This window comes from Streptomyces sp. enrichment culture, assembly GCF_964273255.1.
In the GTDB taxonomy this organism is placed as follows: domain Bacteria; phylum Actinomycetota; class Actinomycetes; order Streptomycetales; family Streptomycetaceae; genus Streptomyces.
The window spans coordinates 3,734,876-3,753,740 of record NZ_OZ186835.1 but is presented as its reverse complement, the minus strand read 5'-3'; the positions used below and the strand labels follow the sequence as shown (position 1 = coordinate 3,753,740).

Below are 18,865 nucleotides of genomic sequence, written 5' to 3'. Positions count from 1 at the left end.
CGGCGTCAAGTGGCGGAAGCGGGGCGAGCGGACCATGCGCAGGCCGGGCGGCTGGTGGCGGCGCAAGAGCACACCGGCGAAGGTGGAGACGTACACCCGGTGGTCGTTCCACTTCTTCGGGGTCATCGAGATCGCCACCGTGGGACTGGCCGTCGTCAGCATGGTCGGCGCCGCACCCGTGTCCCTGTTCCTGACCGCGGTCTGCGCGCACGGTGCCCTGAGCATGCTGACCGCCTCCCGCTCGGTGGACTGGATGCTCGGCCGCCGCCCCCGGCCCGTACGGCTGCTGTGGGCGCTCGGGGCACTGTCCGCCGCGGTGGCGGTGGCGGCCCTCGCGATCACCGCGCGCGAGCCCCGCGGCTCGGACCTCGCGGGGGCCGGCGTCTCGGTGGCCGGCACCGTGCTGATCTTCGGTACCGGATTCCTGGCCCTCGGTGTGCGCAGCCGACGCGAGGTGGGGGCGCTCGTCGCCGGGTTCTCCCTCGGCTCGGGCTGCGTGGCGGTGCTGGTGGGCATGCCCACGGCGGCCGCCTTCTTCATGGCCGCCTGGATCCTCGTCGGCGCCGCCCTCCTCGCCTTCACCTCGATGTTCTCCGGCTGGTTGCTGAACGCGGTGTTCGCGCTCGACGAGGCCCGGGAGACCCGGGCCCGGCTCGCGGTGGCCGAGGAGCGGCTGCGGTTCGGCCGGGACCTGCACGACGTGCTGGGGCGGAACCTGGCCGTCATCGCCCTCAAGAGCGAACTCGCCGTGCAACTGGCCCGGCGCGAGCGGCCCGAGGCGGTGGAGCAGATGATCGAGGTGCAGCGCATCGCCCACGCCTCCCAGCGGGAGGTCCGGGACGTGGTCCGCGGTTACCGGGAGGCCGACCTGGAGGCGGAACTCGCCGGTGCCCGCGGCGTCCTGGCCGCCGCGGGCATCGACTGCGAGGTGACCGGCCGGACGGCCGGACTGCCCGCCCGGGTGCAGTCCGCGCTCGGCTGGGTGGTGCGGGAGGCGACCACGAACGTGCTGCGGCACGGTGACGCGACCTGGTGCGCGGTGACGGTACGGACGGTGGAGGGACGCGTGGTGCTGACGGTCGAGAACGACGGGGCCCGCAGGGAGGGGACCGGCCTCCCCGGCGCGCCGCCGGACGGCCGGAGCGACGCCGCCACGGCCACCCGCGGCCCGGACGGGACCACCGAGGCGGCCGGAGCCGCTCTCACCGGCGGCTCCGGGCTGGCCGGACTGCGCGAACGGCTGGCCGCGGTGGACGGCCGCCTGGAGGCGGGCCGGGTCGACGGCGGCCGGTTCCGGCTGACCGCCGAGGTGCCGCTGGCCGCCGGCGGTCACACGGTGGAGGCCGCGTCGTGACCACGGTCGTACGGGTGCTGCTCGCCGACGACGAGCACCTGATCCGCGGTGCCCTGGCCGCGCTGCTCGGCCTGGAGGACGACCTCCGCGTGGTCGCCGAGGCGGCCACCGGCCCGGAGGCGCTGGCCATGGCGCGGGCGCACCTCCCCGACGTCGCCGTCCTCGATCTGCAGATGCCGGGCGCCGACGGTGTGAAGGTCGCCACATCCCTGCGCACGGAGGTCCCGGAGTGCAGGGTGCTGATCGTGACCGGGCACGGTCGGCCGGGGCACCTCAAGCGTGCGCTCGCGGCGGGGGTGCGCGGATTCGTCCCCAAGACCGTCAGCGCCCAGCGGCTCGCCGAGATCATCCGCACCGTGCACGCCGGAAACCGTTACGTGGATCCCGAGTTGGCCGCCGACGCGATCGCCGCGGGCGACTCCCCGCTGACCGTGCGTGAGGCGGAGATCCTGGAGCTGGCGGCCGACGGGGCACCGGTGGCGGAGATCGCGGAGCGCGCCGCGCTGTCCCAGGGGACGGTGCGCAACTACCTGTCGTCGGCCGTGAGCAAGCTCGGGGCGGAGAACCGTCATGCGGCGGTGCGCCTCGCCCGCGAGCGCGGTTGGGTATAGTTGCTCTCGCGCCACGGCGCACGCGGACGTAGCTCAGTTGGTAGAGCGCAACCTTGCCAAGGTTGAGGTCGCGAGTTCGAACCTCGTCGTCCGCTCCGGGAAAGAAGACCCCGGTCCCCCAGGGACCGGGGTCTTCCTGCGTCCAGGACCGGGGACTCTCAATCCCAGCCCGTACCGGTGAGCCGCTCGTACGCCTCCACGTACTTGGCCCGGGTCGCCTCCACGACGTGCTGCGGCAGCGGCGGCGGGGGCTGCTCGGCGGCGCGGTCCCAGCCGGACTCCGCGGACGTCAGCCAGTCCCGCACGAACTGCTTGTCGTACGACGGCTGCGGGCGGCCCGGCTCCCACTGGTCGGCGGGCCAGAAGCGGGAGGAGTCCGGGGTGAGCACCTCGTCCGCGACGACCAGGGTGTCGCCGTCGAAGCCGAACTCGAACTTGGTGTCCGCCAGGACGATCCCCCGCTCGCGGGCGATGTCCCGGGCACGGGAGTACGCCGCCAGGGTCGCCTGGCGGAGCCGGGCGGCGGTGTCCGCGCCGACCTGGCGGACGACCTCCTCGTAGGAGACGTTCTCGTCGTGCTCGCCGACGGCGGCCTTGGTGGCCGGGGTGAAGATCGGCGCGGGCAGCTCCGAGCCGTCCACCAGGCCCTCGGGGAGGGCGAGACCGCAGACGGTGCGCGTCTTCCGGTACTCGGCCAGCCCGGAACCGGTCAGGTAGCCGCGGGCCACGCACTCCACCGGGACCATGCGCAGGGACGTGCAGACCAGGGTGCGGCCCGCCCAGTCGGCGGGGGCGCCCGCGGGCAGCTCGGTGCTCAGGACGTGGTGCGGCACCAGGTCGGAGAGCTGGTCGAACCACCACAGGGACAGCTGGGTGAGGATCCGGCCCTTGTCGGGGATCTCGGTGGGCAGCACCCAGTCGTAGGCGGAGATGCGGTCGCTGGCGACCATCACGAGGTCGCCCGCCTCGTTGCGGTACAGCTCGCGCACCTTGCCGGTGTGCAGGTGCACCAGGCCGGGAACCTGCGTCGGCTCGGGCTTTTCTACGAATCCGGACACGGTTCCTCCCCGTGGTTCTGTCCTATGGCTCGATTCTCCCGCACGCGGGGACGGGTTCCGGCCGCGGGTGCCGGGCCGGGGCGCCCGAGGCGACAGGGAGCGGCCGGACCGGCCCGGGGACGGGCCGGGGACGGGCCGGGAGAGGGCCCGGGGGCCCGGCCCCCATAAAGGCCGAGAACCGAGGGCGGACCGCCGGGGCCTGGGGGCTACGGCGACCACGGGGTGCGGGCCGACGACGGACGCGAGGGCCGGGAGCCCGAAAGTCGAGGACAGGAAGGCGGGGCGCCGTGGGCGGACGCGGGTGGCGGCGCCGTAGGCGGGCGGCGGCCCGTGGTCGGGGGCGCCGGTCGTGACGGCCGCCGTCCTCCTTCCCGGTCGGTCCGCTCCCGACCGGGAAGGCCCCCGGTCAGTCCCGCTTGCAGATCCGGTCCAGGAGGTTGGCGGTGGCGCGCTGGATCCGGGGGTCGACGTGACCGGGGCGGTCCAGGGCCGGCGACCAGGCGCAGGTGCCCGAGGCGAACACCCACGCGCCAGACGGGGCCCGGTACAGCGAGGTGTCCTGGTGACGCCGCACGCCCCCGCCGTCGGTGTACGGGGAGTGCGCGAGCAGGACCCGCTCCTCGTGCACGGGCAGCGGTGCGCGCGGGAAGTAGCGGTCCGCCCCGCCCGCGACCAGCCCCTCGACCGCGTCACCGGTCCCGGCGCCGGTCGCCTCCCACAGCCAGTGGTCCGCGTTGCGCACCACCAGCGGGTGCGGCTCCGGCACCGGGCCCGCGTACTGGATGCCGAGCACGTGCTGTTCGGCGCGGTCGCTCTCCCGCCACAGCACCGGCCTGCCCGGTCCCCGGCGTTTGCGGCAGGTCAGCAGACGGTCGGGAACACCGGACGGCGAGGGCCCCAGCTCCACCTGCCGGTACAGGCTCCCGGCCGAGAGGAACACCAGCGACGTGCCCTGGTCGCGGGCCCGCTCCACGGTGGCGCGCATCGGCTTCGACCAGTACGCGTCGTGTCCGGGGAAGATCAGGCCCCGGTGGCGGGCCGGGTCGACCCGCCCGGCGTGCAGGTCGCGGGCGTCGGCGTAACCGAGGTCGTAGCCGTAGCGCTCGGCCCAGCGGATGACGTCGTAGGCGTGCCCGATGTGTGGCGGAAAACCGTCCCCCGCGTAGGGGCGGTCGAAGGAGACGGTGGTCGCGGCGTCGGCCTCGCCGAGGAGGCGGCCGTCCTCGTCCCAGGCGTGGTGGAAACTGGCGCCGGTGCGGCCGTCCCCGGGGTAGAGGTTGTACGCCTGCCAGGTCACGTCCGGCAGAACGAGGAGCAGGTCGGCCGGGCGGTCGTCGCGGACCGTGAACGGGATGTGCGAGCGGTACCCGTCGGCGGTGGTGAGCACGGCCACGTATGCGCCGACGCTCCAGTACGACGGGACCGGCAGCCGCCAGGACAGCCACCAGTGGTGGCAGGAGACCGTGCGGTCGGCGGTGAGCGGCGGGGGCTGCACGATGCCCGACAGGCGCGGACTCGACGTGATCTTGGTGCCGCCGTGGCCGTTGTAGTGGCCGATACGGTAGACGTCGACGGCGAACTCCTGGGGCGGGTCGACCGTGATGTGGAAGTCGATCGACTCACCGGGCGCGACGCCGCCGGCCGACGCGAAGCCCTTGATCTGCCGGTGCACGTCGTCGGCCACCCGGGGCCCGACCGTGCCGAAATCCCCTGCGCGGGCGTCGCCGGTGCCGGCCGCCGGGGGCGCCAGGTACCAGGGCGCGGGGCTGCCGGTGCCGCCGTCCTGCTGCTCACCCCCGCGTAACCAGGGAAGGGGTCCCGGGTTGCCCCGGGCGAAGGCGTCGTCGACGGTGTGTGCCCCCGCGCCCGGCGTCCCGCGGCGGTTCCGATCCGCACCCATGGTGGCTCCCCTCCTCGCGCACCCGGCCCGCCCTCTATGTGCTTGTCGTATGTCGCAAGCTCTTGCCAACGAGCGTGTGAACGGTCCCAGCACATCACATAACGCACGCACCCCGTCACCGGTCGTTGTGAATTGACCGAAAGCGGAAGGTTGACCTCCGGCGCGCGAGGTGGCGTACGGGGCGTGCGGGGAGGCCCGGGGGAGCGGGGGCCGATGCGCGAGGGTGACCGGGCGGGTACGGACGGGCCCGGGCACCGGCTCAGACCAGCCGGACGGGCTTCTCCGGGCGGATGCCCTGCCGGCACAGCCAGTCGCGCAGTGCCGTGGGGTCGCCGTCCTCGATCAGGCTCAGCACGTAGTCCGACAGGTCCGCGGCCCGCGCTCCGCCGACCAGCAGGACCGGTCCGTCGAGCCAGTCGAGCCCGGGGGCGGCGCCCGCGGTGTCCATGGCCGCGCAGCAGATCATCGCCGTGATGTGGTCCGAGAGCAGATCGCGGCCGGAACGCGGCGGCTGGAGCGGGAAGAGGGGGAGGGAGCGGTCGTCCCAGTAGGGGGCGGAATCGACGACGGAGTCGGACGGTCCCGGGGCGGCGGAGCCGAGGGGGGCGCCGCCCGCCGGGTCGGCGGGAGCGGCCGTGGTCCTCGCCGTGGCCGCGGCAGCCGCGGCGGCCTCCTCACGGGCCAGCTCGGCGCTGAGCCGAGCGGCCAGAGCCGCGCTGCGGACGGTGGTGCCGGAGAAGTCCTCGTCGTCCGCGTCGACGGAGTCGGCGGGGCCGGCGGGACCGGCGGGACCGGCGGGACCGGCGGGACCGGAACCGGGGGGTGAGGCCGGGCCACCGGCCGGCCCTGCGGACCCCCTTGCCTCGCCGGACTCTCCGGGCCTCATTGGCTCACCGGGCTCCATGGCCTCACCGGGCTCCACGGGCTCCACGCGCTCGGTGAGGACGGCGGGGCCGGCGGAGTCGGTGGAGTCGGCGGGTCCCCGCGTCGGCGACTGCTGCGGGGCCGACAGGTGGTCCAGGACACGGGCGAGGGTGGGGCCGTCGGTGCCGGGGGACCCGCCTCCGGCGGCGAGGCGCACGCCCAGCGCGTCCAGCACGCGGTGGAGGCGGGCCGCGTCGGTGCGCCACGTGCGGTCCACCACCTCCTCCGGATAGTCGCCCCAGTGGACGGGCGCCCAGTCCGGCCCGGTGTGCGCCGGGCCGCCGTGGAACAGCCGGGCGGCGAGCAGGGAGACGGCCTCGTCCACCGCGCCCGGCTCCTCCAACAGGTCACAGGCCGGGCGTTCACCGAGGCGGGAGGCGAACCCCTCGGCGAGACGGTCCCGCCGGGACAGCTCCGTCAGGGCGGCCACCACTCCGGCGTCGAGGTGACACGGCCAGCGGCCCATCCGCCAGGCGGGCAGCGCGACCCGGGTGAGCAGCCGGTCCCAGCCCGCGTAGGCGAGTCCCACCTGCTCCTGGGCGACGATCCGCAGCCCGTAGTCCACCGCCTGGGCGCGCTCGGCGGCCGCGGCGGCCACGGCGCGCTCCATCTCGGCGGCGTGCACACGGCAGCCCCGCAGCAGCGCCCGCGCCACCCAGGCGACGCCCGCCAGCACCCCGCGGAACACCGGTCCGCGGTGCGGCGCCGAGGTCACGGCCACGGCGGCGTCCAGCCCGCGCACGAAGCGGCGGGCGGCGGCTATGTCCGGGTGCGCCGACGGCCCCGTACCGGCGACGACCGGGGCCAGCACCGCGCGCAACTCCCCCACCCGCATCCACCACAGGAACGGCGAGCCGATGACCAGCACCGGCGCGGCACCGGACCGGTGCGCCGGGTACCGGCCCGCGCCGGCTATGTCGTCGTGCTCCTCGGCGGGGGGCGGGCCGTGGGCCCGGTGCGTGCGGTCCTCCAGCCAGCTGTCGCAGTCGGGGGTGAGGGCTATCGCGGACGGGGCGGGCACACCGAGGCGGTCGGCGAGATCGCGCACCATCCGGTAGAGATCGGGGGCGGCGTCCTCGGGGACCGGCACCGTGGGGCTCATGGCGGGGCGGGCGCGGGCGACCAGGAGCGCGACACCGGCCGCGGCGAGCAGGACGAGCACCGCGACGGGGACCAGCACCAGACGGGCGGCGTCCCAGCCCGGGCCGACGAAGTGGGCGGTGGGCACCCCGGCGAGCAGGATCACGGCGACGGAGGCCGGAAGGAGTGCGAGGGCCAGCGCCCGGCTGCGCACCCGCAGTACGGCCACGGCCCGGGAGCGCGCGGCGTGCGCGCCCGCCTCCACACCCATCCCGCTTCCGCTCATGGTCCGGCCCTGACCCCTCCCGTCGGTACTGCGGCTGTCCTGGCGTTGCTCACTCCCCCACTGTGGCACCCGTCACTGACATCGCAATGCCGGTGGGCCAAGTGCCGGAACACATGCGCGGCACCATAGTTGCGGCCCCGGCCCTCGTCAGCCGGTTGGCGGATCGCTCACCCGATGGAATGGCTTTGGGCAAAGGTGGCTGACGATGGCATGCCAAACACCCCGGCCCCGCACGGGCGCCGGACCCCGGACGGGCGCCGGACCCCGGACGGACGTCGGACCCCCGACGGACGTCGGGCCCCGCACCTGAGACGGCTGCGGGGCCGGACGGGTTGTCCGGGTGGCCGGAAGAGGCGGGTGGACGCGGAGCGGGCCGCGGTCTTCCGGCCACGGGGCTCGGCGCCGGCCCTCCTCCGGCTCGTGCGGGCCGCGCACCCGTTCGGCGTCCGGCCGCAGCGGTCCCGCGGCGTGTCCGCCGGCGCGGCGGCCGGGTGCGCCGCGTCTCCGGCGGGCCCGGGTGCCGTGGGACACGGGGCGCAGGAGTGGCATGCCGCGGACGCGGGCGCCCGTAGCCGCGACCGCGCGGGCGGCGGACGCCGCTCTCCCTGCCCACCGGCGGAACCCGGCCGCCGCAGCAGCAGCAGCGGGCCGGGGATGCCGGACGGCGAGGGCGGCGCTGCTACGGCGTCCGCGAGGTCGCCTCGGCCACCGCCTCGGCCGCGACCTGCGCCGTGCGCACCGCGTCGACGGCCTGGGCCGCCTTCGCGGCGATGTCGGTACGGTGCTGCCCGCCGTCGAGCCGGATGCGCCCGACCGCACGGTAGGCACGGTCACGGGCCTCGGTGAGGTCCTTGCCGGTGGCCGTGACGGACAGCACCCTGCCCCCGGCGCTGACGACCGCGCCGCCCTCGCTCCGCGTCCCGGCGTGCAGCACGTACGCGCCCGGAGCGTCCTGGGCGACGACCTCGTCGAGCCCGGTGATCGGGTCACCGGTGCGGGGGGTGCCCGGGTAGTTGTGCGAGGCGACGACCACGGTGACCGCGGCGTCGTCGCTCCAGCGCAGCGGCTCCAGGTCGGCGAGGCCACCGGTGGCCGCGGCCATCAGCACCCCGGCCAGCGGGGTCTGCAGCCGGGCCAGGACCACCTGCGTCTCGGGGTCGCCGAAGCGGGCGTTGAACTCGATCACGCGGATCCCGCGCGAGGTGATGGCGAGACCGGCGTAGAGCAGGCCGGAGAACGGGGTCCCGCGGCGCCGCAGTTCGTCCACGGTCGGCTGCAGCACCGTCTCCATGACCTCGTCGACCAGCTTGGGGTCGGCCCACGGGAGGGGCGAGTAGGCGCCCATGCCCCCGGTGTTCGGTCCCTCGTCGCCGTCGAGGGCCCGCTTGAAGTCCTGGGCGGGCTGGAGCGGGACGACCGTCTCGCCGTCGGTGATCGCGAAGAGGGAGACCTCGGGGCCGTCGAGGTACTCCTCGATCACCACGCGGCCGCAGGACCCGGCGTGCGCCGCCGCGAGGCCGAGGTCGTCGGTGACGACGACGCCCTTGCCCGCGGCGAGCCCGTCGTCCTTGACGACGTAGGGGGCGCCGAAGGCGTCGAGGGCGGCGCTCGCCTCCTCGGGGGTGGCGCAGACGTACGACCGCGCGGTGGGCACGCCTGCCGCCGCCATCACGTCCTTGGCGAAGGCCTTGGAGCCCTCCAGCAGCGCGGCCTGACGGGAGGGGCCGAAGACGGGGATGCCCGCCGCGCGCACGGCGTCGGAGACCCCGGCGACGAGCGGTGCCTCCGGGCCGACCACCACGAGGTCCGCGCCGAGCCGGGTGGCCAGGGCGGAGACGGCCGCGCCGTCCAGGGCGTCGACCTGGTGCAGCTCGGCGACCTCGGCGATGCCGGCGTTGCCCGGGGCACAGTGCAGCGCGGTGACGGCGGGATCGAGGGACAGGGAGCGGCACAGGGCGTGTTCGCGGGCGCCGCTGCCGATGACGAGGACCTTCACGGCATCAGCCTAACGGCAGAACGGGGGCTCCCTTTGTGCGGGCTTCCGAGGAAGCCCGCACCGCGCGTTCGTACGTTCCTCCAGTCGCCGGGCGTCCGGTCAGTCGTTGCTGAACTCCTCGACCACGGTCGCGCCCAGCTCCCGGACGATCAACTCCTGCCCGGACAGGGCGGATTCGTCCAGATCCGGGTCGTCGTCCTCGGGGATGTCGTCCTCGGGGGACACCGGCGGCGGCGGTTCCGGAGCGGCGGGTCCGGACGCGGGGGCCGGGGTTCCGTGACCGGCCGCCGGGGCCGCCGGGGCGGCGGCGGACCGCACGGGCCCGTCGCCCCCGGGTCCGGACGGCGCCGCGGGACGGGCAGCGGACGGACGCGGTGCGCCCCCGCCCCCGTATCCCGCGCCGGGCCCGGAGCCGGGGCCCTGACCGGGGCTGCCGGCTCCGCCGCCGCTGCGGCCGCCGGAAGGACCGGACGGGGCGGGGGGCATGCCACCGCCCCCGGAGGGGTCGACGACCGCCTCGATCCTCCACTGCACCCCGAACTGCTCCCCGAGCGCCTGGCGCAACACGTCCTCGCTGCCGCTGCTCAGGAAGTTGTCGCGGGCGCCGGCGTTGACGAAGCCGATCTGGAGGGTGGCGCCGTCGAAGCCGGTCACCTGGGCGTTCTGGCTGAGCAGGATCCAGGTGAACCGGCGGCGGTTCTTCACCGCCTCCAGGATGTTCGGCCAGAGCTGCCGCGGGTCGAGCCCGCCTGCGCCGGACGGGGCCGGGGGCGCCGCCGGGGACGGAGCCGACGGCACCGGGGCGGCGGGGGGCCCGGCGGGACCGGCGGCGGGTGCGGCAGGGGACGCCGGGGGCGCGGGCGGCCGGGCACCGCCGCCCGCCGGGGCGGCCGTGGGCCAGCCGCCGGGCCGTCGGCCACCCGTACCGGCGGAGGCCGCGGTGGGCCAGGCACCGGGCGCGTCGGAGCCGCCCGGGGGCGGGGCGGCGGGCTGGGCGGGCGCCGGGGCCGCCGCAGGCGCGGCAGCCGCGGGAGGCGGCGGGGCCGGGGACGGTGCGGGGGCGGACGGGGCCGGGGGCTGTTCGGCGGCGGGAGGGGCACCGGCGCCCGGGCCCCGCACCGCCGCCCGTGCGGCGGCCGGCCCGCCTCCGGGCGGCACGGGCGCCGCGGCGGCCCCGTGGGGCTGCGCGGCGGCCCCGTGGCCCTCGGGCCCCGGCGCGTACCCCATCGCGGGCATCCCGGCGGCACCGCTGCCGGCCGAGAAGTTCACGCCCCGCTCGATCCGGTCGAGACGGGCCATCACCGACCGCTCGTCGCCGTAGGCGGCGGGGAGCAGCACACGGGCGCAGATCAGCTCCAGCTGGAGGCGGGGCGAGGCGGCGCCGCGCATCTCGGTGAGCCCCTCGTTGACGAGGTCGGCGGCACGGCTCAGCTCGGCGGCCCCGAACGTGCCGGCCTGGGCCTGCATCCGCTCCAGGACGTCGGCGGGGGCGTCGATGAGCCCCTTGTCGGCGGCGTCGGGCACGGCGGCGAGGATCACCAGGTCGCGCAGCCGCTCCAGCAGGTCCGTGACGAAGCGCCGGGGGTCGTTGCCGCCCTCGATCACCCGGTCCACGACCTCGAAGGCCGCCGCACCGTCACCGGTGGCGAAGGCCTCCACGACGGAGTCGAGGAGCGACCCGTCGGTGTAGCCGAGGAGGGAGGTCGCCATGGCGTACGTCACACCCTCCTCGCCGGCCCCGGCGAGGAGCTGGTCCATGACGGACATCGAGTCACGCACGGACCCGGCGCCGGCCCGCACCACGAGCGGCAGCACGCCGTCCTCGACCGCGATGCCCTCGCGGCCGCACACGTCCCCGAGGTAGTCGCGGAGCGTGCCGGGGGGCACGAGCCGGAACGGGTAGTGGTGGGTGCGCGACCGGATGGTCCCGATGACCTTCTCCGGCTCGGTGGTGGCGAAGATGAACTTCAGGTGCTCCGGCGGCTCCTCCACCACCTTCAGCAGGGCGTTGAAGCCCTGCGGGGAGACCATGTGGGCCTCGTCGATGATGTAGATCTTGTACCGGCTGTGCGCGGGCCCGAAGAACGCCTTCTCCCGCAGGTCACGGGCATCGTCCACACCACCGTGGGACGCGGCGTCGATCTCGATGACGTCGATCGAGCCGGGCCCGTTGCGGGCGAGGTCCTGGCAGGACTGGCACTGGCCGCACGGCGTCGGCGTCGGCCCCTGCTCGCAGTTCAGGCACCGGGCGAGGATCCGGGCGCTGGTCGTCTTGCCGCATCCGCGCGGACCGCTGAACAGGTACGCGTGATTGACCCGGTTGTTCCGCAGCGCCTGCTGCAGCGGGTCGGTGACATGCTCCTGCCCGATGACCTCGGCGAACGACTCCGGGCGATAGCGGCGGTACAGCGCGAGAGACGACACGCCTACGAGGTTATAGGCGCCCACCGACATCCGGCCCCGCCCACCGGCCGGGCCCCCCGCACACGCAAGCGCCCCCCACGCACCCGCCAGAGCCGACCTACCCTTGCTGCCTTCCGGCCCTGGGGGAGTTCAGTCAGATAGCGCCGCGTGAGGGGCTGCGCACAGGCTACCCCATCCCGGGGGCGGGGAACGAGTTCGCGAGCACGCCTCCGGGTCATGTAATGTTTCCGGCGGAGGATTCGCCTAGAGGCCTAGGGCGCACGCTTGGAAAGCGTGTTGGGGGCAACCCCTCACGAGTTCGAATCTCGTATCCTCCGCCAGTGCCTCACCGGGCACGATGTCGAAGGGCCCCACCGTTCGCGGTGGGGCCCTTCGACATCGTCGCCCCCGGTGTCCGTCCGGGCCCACGGCGCGGGCCGGTCGAGGTGGGCGACGGCATGGGCGGCGTGGAACCGGTGGCCGCTGCCGCCGGCCGGCACCGGGCCGGCGGCAGCGGCACCGCTCCTCCTCTACCAGCCCGTCATGACGGTGCCGAGCGCCAACGGTGCGGCCACCAGCGCCACGATCTGCACGCGCAGGGGATGCCGGTCGTCGACCGCGGTCCAGCGGCAGGCGGCGAAGGCGGCGACGACACCCAACGGGAACAGGATCGGAACGGACTCGGACAGTCCGCTGCGGGTCCCTCCCACGTACGCCGCGGCCCAGGAACCGGCCAGACCGACGAGGACGGTGAAGAAGACCTTCCCCGCGCTGAACCACTCGCGTTCCATCAGGTCCGCGAGCTCTCCGTAGGCGGCGCCGGAGCGTCGTTCGCGCACAGCGGCCACGGCGAAGGCACCCAGGAGCAGGGCTGCGCCGGCGACGAAGCCCCAGCGCAGGACATCGGCCACGAGATCCATGGTCACCCCCCCATCCCTTCAGGTCCGCCGTTCACCAGCAGTGCTTGATCACGCCATCGACCCCGAGAATGCCGGCGGCCATCCCCCCGATACCGGCGCCGGCCTCCTCGAAGACCTCCGTGATGCCCTTCTTGAAGGTCTTGCCCGCCTTCTTCTTCGACCGGATCTTCGCGACCACCTTCTTGATGCCACCGAGCTTGTCGATGGCCTTCTTCATCTTGTAGATCTTGGCGGCGGCGAAGACGTTGGAACCGATGGCCAGCAGGATGCCCCGCGCGCATCCGGCGGCGCTGAACTTCATGACCTGGATCCCGCCGCCGGTCTCGGCCGGCATCCGCTTCTGGAGGTACCGCACGGTGGCTTCGTCGCCCTGGGCGAGCACCTCGTCGGGGATGTCCGTCAGGACGGTGAGAGCCTCTTCGATCCCCGTCAGGACCTCGTCCTCCGTGCCGATGCCGTCGAGCCCGGCTCCGCCGTCGGCGGACGTCACCGGACCGGAGGCGGCTCGAGCCGAGCCCGAGAGGTCCGCCCCGTGCGCGGCGCCCGTGGTCGCCAGGACGGCACCGGCGGTCACCGCCGCCACGAGCATGGCGGAGGTGCGGGTGAAGATGCTGAATCGGGTGGTGCAGTGCTGCACGGCTACTCCGTTTCGGAACATGCGTCGGGCGCGCTACGCCCCCAACCCCGTGTTTCGCGGGGACGCTGCGCCCGGCTGGTCGACACCCATGTGATCAACTTCGGGACTCGCCCACTGTGACGGAGGCCCCAGTTCCGGCTCAGATGTTGCTCAAAACGGCCTGATGGCAACGGAAAGTGACGCCAGGACGCGTGAGGACCGAATCGCCCGAGCCGGCGTCCGCGTCCAGCGTCCTCCTGCTCCCGTCCACGGCGACGTCTCCATCCCCTGATCTCACCGCGCGGCCCCCGCCAGGCGCGCCGTCGCACACGTGCTCGTACCTCCCGCCTCGCGCCCCCACAGCGCGCCCGTCCGCCGCAATGAGTGACCGGAATCGCGGCCGACAACCCGTGCATCGGGGCATAGGAACGGAGAAGGCGCGCACACACGGGGTGCGCGTGTCACCGTGTTGTGGGGGACGAGCCCGATGCCAGGAAGGCGAGAAGATGGTGGGACAGGAGAGGGCGCAGGCCGAGCAGGAGCAGTCCGCGACCGGGGCCCTCCCCCACCTCGTCCCGGCGTTGGAGGCCATCGGGGCGGGCGCCTACGTGGCGGACGAGCAGGGGCGGATCATCGCCGTCAACAGCCACGCCGAACGCCTGCTGGGCCGCACCGCCGCCGAACTCGCCGGGCAGGACGCCCACGACCTTCTGCACCGCGGACCGCAGGGGGAGCGGTTGCTGACGACGCAGTGCGCCATGCGCCAGGCGTTCCACACCGGGAGTCCGGCGCAGGGCGACAACGAGCACTTCGAGCGCGGCGACGGTTCCCTGGTGTCCGTCTCCTGGACGCTGACGCCGTACGCGCTCGGCGACGCGGAGACCGGGACCCTCGTGGTCTTCCACACGCCCGGGCGGGCGGGCGACGCGGCCCGGGGCAGGCAGCGCACCGTCGAGACGCTCACCGACTACGAGCGCCTCGCCCTGCTCGCGGAGACCACGACCCGGCTGACGTCCACCCTGGACGTCGACGAGGCGCTGGACCGGCTGGTCCGGCTGGTCCTGCCCCGGCTGGCGGACTGGGCGGTCGTCGACCTGATCACCGAGCGGGACGAGGTGTGGCGCACGCTCGTGGTGCAGGCGGACGGCGACAGCCTGGTGCGTCACGAGGAGCTGGAGGGCCCCATGCCGCCGGTTCCGGAGGAGTCGCTCATGCCCCTGTCCAGGGCCCTGCGCGGCGTGGCGTCGGCGCTGGCCGGCGCCGACACCTACCGGGGCACCGAGCCGGACTCCGGCATCATGGTCGAGCAGCGGCACCTGTTCGAGACGGCGGGCATCCACTCCGCGGTCATGGCACCGCTGCGCAGCACCCGCGCCGTCCTGGGCGCCGTCACGCTGGGCCGCTCCAAGCGGGGCGCCTTCACCTCCGCGGACCTGCCCCTGCTGGAGGACATCGCCCGCCGCGCCGGCCTCGCCCTGGACAACGCGCGCCTCTACCAACGTCAGCGCAAGGTCGCCGAGACGATGCAGAACCACCTGCTGCCCCACCTCCCGCAGGTGCCCGGACTCACGCTGACGGTGCGCTACCTGCCCGCCCCGGACGCCTCGCACGTCGGGGGCGACTGGTACGACGTCTTCACCCTCTCGGACGGCACCACGGCCCTGGCCATCGGCGACGTCGTCGGTCACGACCTGGAGGCCGCGGCCGGCATGGCCCAGCTGCGCAACATGCTCCGCGCCTACGGCTGGGCCCAGCAGGAGCCCCCCAGCCGGGTCGTCGAGCGGCTGGACGCGGCCATCATGCCGATCACCGACGTCTCCATGGCCACGCTGGTCTTCGCACGGCTGACCCGGACGGACGACGGCCACTGGCAGCTGACGTGGACCAACGCCGGCCACCCGCCGCCCCTCCTCGTCACCCGGGACGGCCTGGCCGAGTACCTCACCGACGGGCACGGCATCCTGCTGGGCACCGGTGTGACCATGCCCCGCACCGACGCCACCGTCCGGCTCCCCCCGGGCAGCACCCTGCTGTTCTACACGGACGGCCTCGTGGAGGCGCCCGGCCACACCCTCGACGAGGGCATGCACCGGCTCCGCCAGCACGCCGCCGCCCTCGCCCACCGCCCCCTGCCGTCCCTCACGGACCAGCTTCTGCGCCGGGTCCATCCGCCGGGCCACGACGACGTGGCCCTCCTCGCCCTGCGCACCCCGCGACGCGAGCAGCCCTAAGGAGGGTCCGACATCTGCCCGCGGCGTCGCGAACGCGTCGGCGCACCCCGCCCGTTGGCGGGTAACCGGGGGCCCATGGGTGACATTCTCGTGGGGACGTGTTCGTGGACCGACCGGGCGCTGGTCGGGAGCGGGTGGTATCCGCCGGGCCGGCGGGACGCCGAGGGGCGGTTGCGGTACTACGCGGAACGGTTCCCGGTGGTCGAGGTCGACGCGTCCTACTACGCGCTGCCCTCCGCGCGGAACAGCCGGCTCTGGGTGGAACGGACGCCGGAGGACTTCGTGTTCGACGTCAAGGCGTTCTCGCTGCTGACCGGGCACCCCACTCGCAGCGCGGTGATGCCGCCCGGGCTGCCGCCGGACGGCCGGGATCCGCGGGTGCTGGACGAGGTGTGGGAACGGTTCGCCGAGGGGATCGCCCCGCTGCGGGAGGGCGGACGGCTGGGTGCCGTGCTGTTCCAGTTCCCGCCCTGGGTGCGGGCGGAGGCGCGCGGGGAGGCCTTCGTGGAGGAGTGCGCGCGGCGGGCGCGGGGCTGGCCGGTGGCCGTGGAGTTCCGGCACCCGTCGTGGTGGGCGAGGGAGCGCGCGGACCGGACGTCGGCGCTGCTCACCCGCGTGGGGGCGGCCGCCGTCGGGGTCGACATGGCGCAGTCGCTGCCGGCGTCGATCCCGCCGGTGGCGCCGGTGACCTCGCCCCGGCTGTCCGTGGTGCGCTTCCACGGGCGCAGCACCGCGTGGGGCCGGGGCAGCAAGGAGGACCGGTTCCGGCACCGGTACGAGGAGGGCGAACTCGCCGGGTGGGTACCGCGGTTGCGCGGGCTGGCCGAGCGGGCCGGACAGGTGCACGTGCTGTTCAACAACTGCTGCGGCGACGCGGCCGTGCGGGCGGCGGAGGACATGGCCCGGCTGCTCGGCCGCGCCCGGGTCGGCGGGTGAGGCCGCCGACCCGCTCGGCCCGGCGCGGCCCGGCTCGGTACAGCGCGGGCACGACGCGGGCACGGCGCGGGCACGGCGCGGGCACGGCGCGGCAGGTGGGCCTCGCCCGCCGGGCCGTGCGCGTGCGAGCCGTCAGCGGGTGATCCGTATCCGCCGGGTCTCGGTCACCTGGTCCACCTCCGACACCCGGACCGTCGTCTTCATCGTCCAGGTGCCCTCGATCGGGAGGACGAGGTCACTGGTGGCCCAGTAGCCGCCGCGGTCGGTCAGGCGCGCGTCGATCGGTCCGATGTCCTTCGCCTCCAGGGTGAAGGACAGGCGCACCTCCGGGACGATGGCCAGGGCGCCGCTGGGGCCGAAGGTGACCGCCTGGACGCTGTTCTCCCCCACCCGGCCCGGGTCCAGGGTGAGTTGGACCGTGCCGTTCTTCCCGGGGCCGATGTCGTAGGGGATGGTGACGGACGTCGCCGCGGGGAGGCCGGCCACCTGGGGCGGGCCGGACGCCTCCGCCTCGGCCTGGGCGCGGGCGGGGAGGGTGCTGGTCAGCACCGTGGTGATGAGCAGGACCACGACGGCCACCGCGACCTCGACCAGGACCGACAGCCGCAGCGCACGCCGGTGCAGGTCCTCCGGGGTGTCCGGGGAGCCCGGGGTGTCCGGGCCGGCCGCGGACTCCGTGGGAAGGGTGGCGGCGTCCGGGGAGCCGGACGGCTGCGGGCCCTCAGGGGTGCCCGAGACGGAGGAGGGAGCGGGGGAACCGGACGGAGCCGAGGAGGCGCCGGGGGCGGGCCGGTCCCCGGCGGCCGCCCCGTCCGAGGCCTCCCCGGCGCCCGGGGTGGCCGGGGTGTCCGGGCTGCCCGGGGCGTCGTCGCCGAGGGACGCGGTCGCGCGGGCGGCGCCCGGTTCCCCTCCGGCCGGCGAGGCCGCCGGTGCCGTGCGGGGGTCGCCGCCGACGGTCACCAGTTCCGGCACCGGGTCCGGTACGGGCGCCGCCTCCGGTTCCCGGACCCGGCCCTGGGCCAGGCGGGCCGTCCAGCGGCGCGAGAGACCGGCCACCAGCAGCAGCACGGCCACCGCGACCAGCTTGGCCGTCAGGGTCCTGCCGTAGGGGGTCCCGGTGAGCGCCGCCCAGGAGCCGAGGCCGCGCCAGGACTGGTAGACGCCGGTGACGGCGAGGACGACCACCGAGAGGAAGGCGACGCGGGAGAAACGCGTGACGGTGGCGGTGGGCGGCGGGGTCTTCGCCCGGAACAGGAGGACGAGCAGGGCGACGAGGCCGCCGAGCCAGCACGCCGTCGCCAGCAGGTGCACGACGGACGACGTCATCGCCACGGGGACCTGGATGCCGGCGGAGGCGTGCTCGGCCGCCGCCCAGGTCAGCGCGAACCCGACGGACAGGGCACCGCCCGCCGCGAGGTGCGGGGCGGTGGGGCGCCGGCCGTCCTCCCGGCGGCGGGCGAGGCGGAGCAGGAACACCCCGGCCAGCAGGGTCAGGACCAGCCGGGCCATCAGGGCCAGAGCGGGGCGCCCGCCGAGCGCCCGGCTGACGGCGGCCGTGTCGAAGACGCCGGACGGCGGCGCCGCGGACTCGAACGGTGCGCGCAGCACCAGCAGGACCACGGTGGAGCCGAGCAGGGTCCACCAGCCGGTGAGCAGGGGCAGCCGCAGCGGGGCGGTGTCCGTCGGGCGGCACAGGGCCACGAACGCCGCCGCGCCGATGAGCAGGACGGCGGCGACGTACGCGAGGTAGCGCGCGGTGTTGTAGAGGCTCGCGGTCACCGGGTGCTCGCCCGGGTCGGTGGGGGCGGCGGGCGGGGTGGGCGAGGGTTTGCCGATGGAGAAGGTGAAGGCGCCGGAGGACGGATGGCTGTCGGCGGAGATCACCCGCCAGGCGATCGTGTAAGTGCCCTCGGCCAGGTCGTCCGGCAGCTCGACGACGGCGGTGTCGGAGGCGCCCTCGGCGTGCCGGGGCTCCTCGACGTGCACGCGGCGGTTGTCGGGGCCGTAGATGCGGACGGAGTCGTCCATCAGGCCGACGGACTCGGTGAAGGTCAGGGTGACCTGCTCGGGCACCGTCTTGGCGACGCTGCCGTCCTCGGGATCGGAGCCGCGGAGGGCCGCGTGGGCGGAGGCCGGACCCGCGCTGCCGAGGAGGAGCAGGACGAGGACGCCGCCCAGCAGCACCAGGGCCCGCAGCCGCCGGGGGACCGGAGCGCCCGACCCCCGCCGGGCCCCGCACACCACCCGGTTCCTGCCGCCGCCCACCGACTCGCTGCGCCGTTGTTCCACGTCGTACCGCCTCCCGGCCTTCCGGCTCCGGAGGGGGTACGGATACCGGGCCCGGTCTGCTCACCGGCGATGGCACCGTCCCTCGCGCCGGCCGCTCCGCCGGCCCGCCAGGGGTCGTTGCGCCGCCGGAACACCCGGTCGTTCCTCGGTCGCTCCTCGGCTGCCCCCTCGGTTCGTTCCGTCGGTTCGTTCCGTCGGACGTTCCGCCGGCCCCCGCCGCCGCTCACGCCGCGCGCCGTCCCCTTCGGGTCGAGTTCCGGT

12 protein-coding genes, 2 tRNA genes and 1 other RNA gene are annotated in these 18,865 nt (G+C 75.2%); 6 read left to right on the top strand and 9 right to left on the bottom strand.

Features of this window, described 5'->3' with window-relative positions:
• Positions 1–34 precede the first annotated feature (34 nt).
• The 3 genes from ACSU53_RS16195 to ACSU53_RS16185 all read left to right on the top strand — a co-directional run bounded on the left by ACSU53_RS16195 (position 35) and on the right by ACSU53_RS16185 (position 2,060).
• Positions 35–1,354, top strand: coding sequence for a sensor histidine kinase (locus ACSU53_RS16195; protein ID WP_437033235.1), 1,320 nt, complete (start codon positions 35–37; stop codon positions 1,352–1,354).
• Positions 1,351–1,965: a response regulator gene (locus ACSU53_RS16190; RefSeq protein WP_437028421.1), complete on the top strand. Its 615-nt coding sequence runs from the start codon at positions 1,351–1,353 to the stop codon at positions 1,963–1,965. The genes ACSU53_RS16195 and ACSU53_RS16190 overlap by 4 nt, the downstream gene beginning before the upstream one ends.
• A gap of 22 nt (positions 1,966–1,987) precedes the next feature.
• Positions 1,988–2,060, top strand: a tRNA-Gly gene (locus tag ACSU53_RS16185).
• Between the two features lie 63 nt (positions 2,061–2,123).
• Here ACSU53_RS16185 and ACSU53_RS16180 read toward each other — a convergent pair.
• The 6 genes from ACSU53_RS16180 to ffs all read right to left on the bottom strand — a co-directional run bounded on the left by ACSU53_RS16180 (position 2,124) and on the right by ffs (position 11,793).
• The gene (locus tag ACSU53_RS16180; protein WP_437028419.1) at positions 2,124–3,023 is read right to left on the bottom strand and encodes a phosphoribosylaminoimidazolesuccinocarboxamide synthase; all 900 of its coding nucleotides are present in this window, start codon (positions 3,021–3,023) and stop codon (positions 2,124–2,126) included.
• A 406-nt stretch (positions 3,024–3,429) separates the two neighbouring features.
• A complete protein-coding gene (locus tag ACSU53_RS16175; protein WP_437028417.1) occupies positions 3,430–4,923 on the bottom strand; it encodes a N,N-dimethylformamidase beta subunit family domain-containing protein in 1,494 nt (497 codons plus the stop codon).
• 259 nt (positions 4,924–5,182) lie between these two features.
• Positions 5,183–7,213: a hypothetical protein gene (locus ACSU53_RS16170; protein ID WP_437028415.1), complete on the bottom strand. Its 2,031-nt coding sequence runs from the start codon at positions 7,211–7,213 to the stop codon at positions 5,183–5,185.
• Positions 7,214–7,892: 679 nt separating this feature from the next.
• Positions 7,893–9,209 (bottom strand): phosphoribosylamine--glycine ligase, encoded by a 1,317-nt coding sequence (gene purD / locus ACSU53_RS16165; protein WP_437028413.1) that lies wholly within the window; start codon positions 9,207–9,209, stop codon positions 7,893–7,895.
• Between the two features lie 99 nt (positions 9,210–9,308).
• The gene (locus ACSU53_RS16160) at positions 9,309–11,633 is read right to left on the bottom strand and encodes a DNA polymerase III subunit gamma and tau (RefSeq protein ID WP_437028411.1); all 2,325 of its coding nucleotides are present in this window, start codon (positions 11,631–11,633) and stop codon (positions 9,309–9,311) included.
• Positions 11,634–11,694: 61 nt separating this feature from the next.
• Positions 11,695–11,793, bottom strand: an RNA gene (gene ffs / locus ACSU53_RS16155) — signal recognition particle sRNA small type.
• 72 nt (positions 11,794–11,865) lie between these two features.
• Here ffs and ACSU53_RS16150 point away from each other — a divergent pair.
• Positions 11,866–11,953 (top strand) — tRNA-Ser (locus tag ACSU53_RS16150).
• 189 nt (positions 11,954–12,142) lie between these two features.
• Here the strand turns inward: ACSU53_RS16150 and ACSU53_RS16145 are convergent.
• Both ACSU53_RS16145 and ACSU53_RS16140 read right to left on the bottom strand, forming a co-directional pair.
• Positions 12,143–12,532 carry a hypothetical protein gene (locus ACSU53_RS16145; RefSeq protein ID WP_437033233.1) on the bottom strand — a complete coding sequence of 130 codons (390 nt, stop codon included), beginning with the start codon at positions 12,530–12,532 and terminating at the stop codon, positions 12,143–12,145.
• Between the two features lie 31 nt (positions 12,533–12,563).
• Positions 12,564–13,169: a hypothetical protein gene (locus ACSU53_RS16140; RefSeq protein WP_437028409.1), complete on the bottom strand. Its 606-nt coding sequence runs from the start codon at positions 13,167–13,169 to the stop codon at positions 12,564–12,566.
• Between the two features lie 485 nt (positions 13,170–13,654).
• On the opposite strand from ACSU53_RS16140, the gene ACSU53_RS16135 reads away from it, so the two are divergent.
• Both ACSU53_RS16135 and ACSU53_RS16130 read left to right on the top strand, forming a co-directional pair.
• The gene (locus ACSU53_RS16135; RefSeq protein ID WP_437028407.1) at positions 13,655–15,379 is read left to right on the top strand and encodes a SpoIIE family protein phosphatase; all 1,725 of its coding nucleotides are present in this window, start codon (positions 13,655–13,657) and stop codon (positions 15,377–15,379) included.
• 75 nt (positions 15,380–15,454) lie between these two features.
• On the top strand, positions 15,455–16,315 hold the full coding sequence (locus tag ACSU53_RS16130; RefSeq protein ID WP_437028405.1) for a DUF72 domain-containing protein: 861 nt from the start codon (positions 15,455–15,457) through the stop codon (positions 16,313–16,315).
• 132 nt (positions 16,316–16,447) lie between these two features.
• On the opposite strand, the gene ACSU53_RS16125 is transcribed toward ACSU53_RS16130, so the two are convergent.
• Positions 16,448–18,604: a copper resistance protein CopC gene (locus ACSU53_RS16125; protein ID WP_437028403.1), complete on the bottom strand. Its 2,157-nt coding sequence runs from the start codon at positions 18,602–18,604 to the stop codon at positions 16,448–16,450.
• Between the last annotated feature and the right edge of the window lie 261 nt (positions 18,605–18,865).